Source organism: Gilliamella sp. wkB308 (genome assembly GCF_001690185.1).
Lineage (GTDB): Bacteria > Pseudomonadota > Gammaproteobacteria > Enterobacterales > Orbaceae > Gilliamella > Gilliamella apicola_I.
Map to the genome: position 1 here is coordinate 563689 of NZ_LZGN01000038.1, position 6000 is coordinate 569688.

At 27.4% G+C, this 6000-nt stretch carries 7 protein-coding genes; 6 read left to right on the plus strand and 1 reads right to left on the minus strand.

Annotated elements, in window-relative coordinates; translation table 11 throughout:
- Positions 1 to 110: 110 nt before the first annotated feature.
- On the plus strand, positions 111 to 527 hold the full coding sequence (gene bamE, locus A9G10_RS10430; RefSeq protein WP_065559463.1) for an outer membrane protein assembly factor BamE: 417 nt from the start codon (positions 111 to 113) through the stop codon (positions 525 to 527).
- Positions 528 to 637: 110 nt separating this feature from the next.
- Here bamE and A9G10_RS10435 read toward each other — a convergent pair whose 3' ends face one another.
- The gene (locus tag A9G10_RS10435) at positions 638 to 1018 is read right to left on the minus strand and encodes a DUF5362 family protein (protein ID WP_065559464.1); all 381 of its coding nucleotides are present in this window, start codon (positions 1016 to 1018) and stop codon (positions 638 to 640) included.
- A 352-nt stretch (positions 1019 to 1370) separates the two neighbouring features.
- Between A9G10_RS10435 and A9G10_RS10440 the strand changes: the two genes are divergently transcribed.
- The 5 genes from A9G10_RS10440 to A9G10_RS10465 all read left to right on the plus strand — a co-directional run bounded on the left by A9G10_RS10440 (position 1371) and on the right by A9G10_RS10465 (position 5661).
- Positions 1371 to 1697: a hypothetical protein gene (locus A9G10_RS10440; protein WP_065559465.1), complete on the plus strand. Its 327-nt coding sequence runs from the start codon at positions 1371 to 1373 to the stop codon at positions 1695 to 1697.
- A gap of 253 nt (positions 1698 to 1950) precedes the next feature.
- Positions 1951 to 2244: a hypothetical protein gene (locus A9G10_RS10445; RefSeq protein WP_065559466.1), complete on the plus strand. Its 294-nt coding sequence runs from the start codon at positions 1951 to 1953 to the stop codon at positions 2242 to 2244.
- Between the two features lie 602 nt (positions 2245 to 2846).
- The gene (locus A9G10_RS10450; RefSeq protein ID WP_065559467.1) at positions 2847 to 3242 is read left to right on the plus strand and encodes a hypothetical protein; all 396 of its coding nucleotides are present in this window, start codon (positions 2847 to 2849) and stop codon (positions 3240 to 3242) included.
- A gap of 1225 nt (positions 3243 to 4467) precedes the next feature.
- The gene (locus A9G10_RS10460; protein WP_065559469.1) at positions 4468 to 4872 is read left to right on the plus strand and encodes a hypothetical protein; all 405 of its coding nucleotides are present in this window, start codon (positions 4468 to 4470) and stop codon (positions 4870 to 4872) included.
- 423 nt (positions 4873 to 5295) lie between these two features.
- Entirely contained in the window at positions 5296 to 5661 is a 366-nt protein-coding gene (locus A9G10_RS10465) for a hypothetical protein (protein WP_065559470.1), read from the plus strand.
- The last annotated feature ends 339 nt before the right edge of the window (positions 5662 to 6000 follow it).

Consider the following 6000-nt stretch of genomic DNA (forward strand, 5'->3'; position numbering starts at 1 on the left):
AATAACGCTTTTTTCATAAAATGCATAAAGAATTTATTAATTTGGCTAGCACTTAGTGCAAATATCAGCGATAATACATCTTATTATAATTTCAATATGGATTAAGTTAAATGCAGTTTCGTAAATTTACCTCGCTTGCAATTGTGGCTAGTATATTATTAACTGGTTGTTCAGTGGTAGACCGTTGGGTATATAGACCTGATATCAATCAAGGTAATTATGTAACACAAGATGCAATTGATTTATTGAAAGTTGGTCAAACAAAAGATCAAGTTATTTTTATAATGGGTTCACCTATGTTAACGTCGGTATTTGGTGATAACGTTTGGTATTATGTTTTTCGTCAACAACCACAACATAATGGTATAAGCCAAATTACTTATTCTATTTATTTTAACGAAATGGGCATAGTGACTGACATTAAAAACTCAACGCTTGATGGTTCCAAAACACTACAAGAAATGAATAAACAAATCATTTCTGATCCTATCGATGTAATTTCTGACAACAACGAAGATATAGAATAAAGCTCATTCCAAAGTTGTTTTTCATAAAAAATAAAAACCTCATTAATTAACGAGGTTTTTATTGTTATCTTTTATATTTAAAACCTAAGTTTAGGAACGATAACTCATTGTTAATAATATTGATTATTCATTACACTAAAAATGTATAAAAAGATAAATATAAAGTAAATAACCATCATTACAATAGAACAGATAAAAACAATAAGGTTGAATTTCCAATAACCATGTAAATTTTGAATAGCATGAATAATATCTTCTTCTCGTCCAAGAGTCGCTGTTTGATTAAACCCTTTTCCCGATTGAAACAGTTTAACCCCAGCTATAATTAACGGAACACCTACTATTGCTGTAATAATACCTAAACAAGCTAAAGATCCACTAATGATTCCTAAAACCCCAAAAATTTGCTGCATCGTTCCCACAAATCTTAATTGTTTAAATAACAATTGGTTCATACTAAATGATATTATCTTATTTTCAGTTGTATTCATTTCTTTCCTCATCTTTCATTTATAGTTTGTATTTAAAAAGGGGCATAGAATATCAGTTTTATCATAGATGTCTAGGCGTTTTTCATCATAAATTACAAGGTTTAATTACTATTCATAATCGCGATAATATTTAAGATTTTTACATTTTAATCTTTATGTCTTGAGAGGCAAAATTAGGGAAAATACTTTTACATATAAAGAGTATTTAAATAATCACAATAAATAGTGTTTAAAGTTACTATATAAAATCTATGCGTTAAAGTGAGTGATTAGTATTGACCTTTTGTAGGTTATCGTTATAATATAAATCGTCATTTCTTTAGTTTTGAAATGATACGAACATAGCGTTACTATGCAATTAAAAAACATTTTCATCATGAAAAATGAACTTAAAAATTTTAAGTTAAAAGACCTAGGATGTGTCGCAGGATCACGTCTGTCAGGTCTCGAAATCAAAGTATTAGGCTATCGAGATCCTGAGACTAATTGTGAGTGTTATGGATTAGTAGCCGAGTATTATGGTTTACCAATTCCTGGAACGAAAGTCTCAATTAGCGAAGAGACTTATAATGAAATTACCGGTCAATTTGAAAAGCCTGGATATGCTTTTACTAAAGCTGCCCAAATTTGTAAATTGAGTAAGCACGCAAAATTTGATATTCGTCCTTATAATCGATGATTTCATCCAATGAACCCCAGTTATTAATAACTGGGGTTTTTTATTGCATAATCAGAATGATAGACCTAATGAGGTTATGCTTAAATATTATAGGCTTTCTTAATTGTTTTTTTATAAATAATATTGACTTAAATCGATTATCTATGTAATATAATCAGCAGTTAATTTTTAAAATTAACTAACTACAAAGTATAATTTACCTATGCCTTAATGAATTCAAATGTTTTATTATTAACTTTTAAAATTTAGTTACATGGAAACGTTAAGAACGCACATTCCAGAATTCAGAATCGGGAAAGTTCCTGGTTCAATTTTGAAAGACTTTCAAATTTTTGTTAGTCGAAGTCAAATAGCCGAAAAAGAAGTATGCTACAAATTGTGTGCTTATTTCAACGGAATGCGCATTAAAGAAACAGAAACGATTATAACTGAACAAGTTTATCGGCAGAATTTTCAAAGTCATTTTGATTCTTCTATCCTGTTTTATAATGCGTTGGAGTTGATTGGATTCGACAAATTTGTTCTTGGAGGTTTGACAACGAATTAAATTTTAATTTAATTCACCCCCCAGTTATTTATTTAACTGGGGTTTTATTGTTTGATATAAGTGAAAATTATCAAAAAATTATTTAAATTGTCAGTTATATTTTATTCACTTAATCTAAAACTAATTTGATATAAAAATTATCTACAAGTTTTACGCAATTCACACCATTGCTCTTTCAATAAAAAAGCTATTTAATTACTGAAAATCTCTGATAACTTAATATCAAATCAAGCTAATAAACTAGCTATATAACCAGCACTAATGTTAATGACGTTTTGGCAGAAAGATAAATTAACCAAATAAAGGTATGATTAAGCATCGATCAATAAACTAACGGAAGTTATATAAATAGTCATTACAAGATAAACAAAACAAAAAATGGCAAATTCTATCAAATCTTCTATTTTAATTTATTAAACAAAATTAACATTCCCATAATTTTTATAACTGACAGTGGCGTTAGCGTTGCCTACTGTCTACATAAAACAGTTTTTGAGAAATAAATAATTTGAATTATATGAATTATCGGTATAATATAGATTTTGAGTTTTGTTAACTCCCATGTGAGGTGCACATATTAAACAAAAATAAAAATTTAAGAAATGAATGATTTACTATTTAAAGGCTTCTTATATGAAAGTCGTACAGGTGAAATCTCAGTAGCAGTTTATACAGATATAAATTCTACTTGTTATCGTATAGCCATAATAGGCTCGAAATCAGAACAAAGAGGTGAAAGCATTTTTGCCGACTATACTAAAGAAGAGTATGAGCAATTTATTTTATCTGTATGTCGGAATAAATATCGATTATTAAAAGCTTATGAAGCTTCTGGTTATACATTAGATGTCGATGATATTAATAAGCTTATCCGAAAAATGGAAAAAAGGGCTGAAATAAAAAGATTGATAGTCAGATTCTCGATTATTGCTTTTAATGTTATTTGGATTTTATTGATAATTTTGTTATTGGGACTATTTTTTTCTTATATCTTTTAATTGTTCTAAACAGACCCCGGTAATTCAACTGGGTTTTTTTATTATAGTAAGCATGAATGATTTCAAGTGAGAAACATTTAACAAAATGTCACTTATATCAATCCAAACTAGTTAAGCGTAATCGAAAAAAATACTTTTCAAAAAAAGTGATTGATTATTCAACCGATTGAAAATAATGTTCAATCAAGACATATTTATTTAGTAGAAAGCAGGAATATTGTGATTTTCGTTATCAACTTTATGGGCTTTCTTAATAGATAATTTTTATGGATGATATTGACTTAAGTCGATTATCAATATAATATAAAAAAGTTAATTATTAAAATTAACTGACTACAAAAGTATAATTTAACTATGCCTTAATGATTTTAAAATTTTTAAATAATAAAAAAATTAAATCATGCAAAAAAGAAGAAGTACAAAAAGAAGAGTGCGCGAAATCGAAATGCTTTCGAGTTCAATGTTCCTAGCGGTGACAATCTCAGTTAATCGAATTGAAGAAGACAATCAATACTCATTGATCCTTTGTAAGAATAGACAAATCATTGAAAGAACAGAGGTTATTATAAGTGAACAAGTTTTTAAAGAGAATGTCGATACTTATGATGATCAATATATAAGGTTTGTTAAAACCTTTAGGTTGTTTCCTTCTAATTCTGTTAAGATTGCCATCTTTATAGAAATATCTTCTAGACTCAGAAAATTAAATTAGTTTAATTTTATCTAACCTCAATTTATTAATTTAAATTGGGGTTTTATTGTTTGATATAAGTTGACATTGACATCAAATTATCAAAATTGCCAATCATATTGTATCTAATTAATCTAAAATAAAATTGATTTAAAACAGATATTTATATATAAATTTTACGCAATTCACACCATTGCTCTTTTCAATAAAAAGTTATTTTTTTACTGAAAACCTCTGATAACTTAATATCAAATCGAGGTGATAACCCGCTAACATCAAACGTAATAACATTGATGACGTTTTGGCTGAAAGATAAATTAATCAAGTTAAAATGTGATTAAGTATTCAATAAACTAACCGATGAACAAATAATTTGGATAGTAGAATTGATTAAAATACATTAGGGATAAAAAAATATTGAAATTTATAATTATCGGTATAGTATAAAAACAGGTTGCTTTAATTCACAGTATTGAATTAAATACTACCTACTGGTGAGGTAATTCACAAAATTTAATTAATTAAAATCTTATTATGATGTTTAAAATTAACGGATTTCTATCCGAAAACAGTGAAAATGGAATATCGATAGCAATATTGATGAATCCAGATCGTTCGATGGTCAAATTAGTGGCAATGCGAAATGACGAAAAAATTGAAGGTACAACTGAAGTTGAATTAACTTCAGCGCGTTTTGATGAACTGATAGCTGATTATCCTGACATATCAAAACGTTTGTATCATGTCTTTGACATGTGTAAAGTGGACAAGGATTTTTTATCACCAAGTGTAATTGTTCGAACAATAGCTAGGACTGATTCAAAATCTAAGAAATATTTACTAAGTAAGGAAGATCGTTTACATTTCGAATTTATGCTGATAATTGCTTTATTTATGGCTTTGTTTTATTTGTTAGGTAAATGGCTTCATATTTTTTAGATAGAATTTCCTTTATCTGTCAAAAGTTTTTTAAGATCATCTTGAATTTAATTAATTGATCTAAATAAACCTCAGTTATTTAACTGGGGTTTTTTTATTACATGATTAAAACAAAAGTCTTGTTGAGGTCATACTTAGAATAAATTAAAGAGTTAATATGTGATCTAAAGCAATATTAAGGTAACTTAAGAATATTTCAAATCTAGTTTGTTTTAATGCTAATAGATGTTAATTAAAGGTTATGATTAATTGTTATTATTTGCAAATGAAAATGTATTTAGAATTTGTGTGTTATTATCAAAAAATCTTATTATAAGTTAAGAAAAATTGAAACATTTTTGTTATCGGTGTAATATAACTATTGAGTTTCTGTTAACTCCCAGGTGTGGTACACACAATTTTAATCATTAAAAAAATTAAAAAATGAAACATTATGATTTTAAAGGCTATTTATTCCTAGATAGTCAAAGTGAAATGTCATTAGGAATTTTTGCAAATGCAGATCTTACTATTTATCGCATAGTTTTGATGCGTGGAAATGAAATTGTTGAAGATTCACTTATTTTAGAAATGCCTAAAACGCTTTATGATGAGGCTGTTAGTAAGGATCCTCATATTGTAAGTCGTATTTTTCAACAGTTCTATTTGTGTAGATTTATGGAACATGTCAAATCTTTACACTTAGCAAAAAAGGGGATAAAGCCGTTTTTATCGTCTTTATTTAATGGGTTGAAAAGAGGTATGTTATTGATTATAGATTCTTTTAAAAGAAAAAATAAGAATCTATAGAAGAATCTACAAAAAGAGATTTAAATTTCAAACACGAATTTGAACAATTTGGCGAACAAAAAATGACTTCAGAGCAATCACGTTTAACGTTATCACTAGTGATGATTCTGATTATCATGATGGCTACCTTAGTTTATTTGGTTTCTAAATCGTGTTAATTTATTTTTAATACTTTTTATTGATCCAAAAGAACCCCAGTTATCTAACTGGGGTTTTTATTATATAAAGCATGGTGAGTTTGAGAAAGGAACATTAAACAAAATATTCCATATACCCATCGAAAGTAGTTAGTAACGATCCCTAAAAATACCTTTCAAAAAAGTAAATAATGATATAAAC